The sequence below is a fragment of the Rhizobium sp. CFBP 13644 genome (assembly GCF_014842165.1).
Lineage (GTDB): Bacteria > Pseudomonadota > Alphaproteobacteria > Rhizobiales > Rhizobiaceae > Agrobacterium > Agrobacterium tumefaciens_C.
Map to the genome: position 1 here is coordinate 1 of NZ_JACYVF010000035.1, position 393 is coordinate 393.

Annotated in this window: 1 protein-coding gene; it reads left to right on the forward strand. The window is 60.6% G+C overall.

The annotated features are described in order from the left end of the window. Window positions 1–393, forward strand: a 393-nt coding sequence (locus tag IFT53_RS23555) for a putative Ig domain-containing protein (protein ID WP_192096982.1), incomplete at both ends; no start/stop codon positions are given.

Sequence of the window (393 nt, forward strand, 5' to 3'; positions counted from 1 at the left end):
CCCAGGCCAGCCATGGTACGGCGACGGCGTCTGGCACGAGCATCACCTACACGCCGACTGCTGGTTACTCTGGTTCCGACAGCTTCACCTATACCGCCACAAATACGTTTGGCACATCAGCGGCTGCCACCGTCTCCGTCATTGTGTTGGCTCCCACCTTCAGCTTCTCGCCATCGGCGGGGTCGCTGTCAGGTGGTGTGGTTGGCACCGTATATAATCAGACCATCTCGGCCTCAGGCGGCACGGCACCCTATGGCTTCAGCGTCACCAGCGGCACCTTGCCCGCAGGTCTGTCGTTAACCTCGGCTGGCACCTTGTCGGGTACGCCGACAGTGGCTGGCAATGCCAGCTTCACGATCACGGCAAGAGATGCAAACAGTGCCTCAAGTTCTG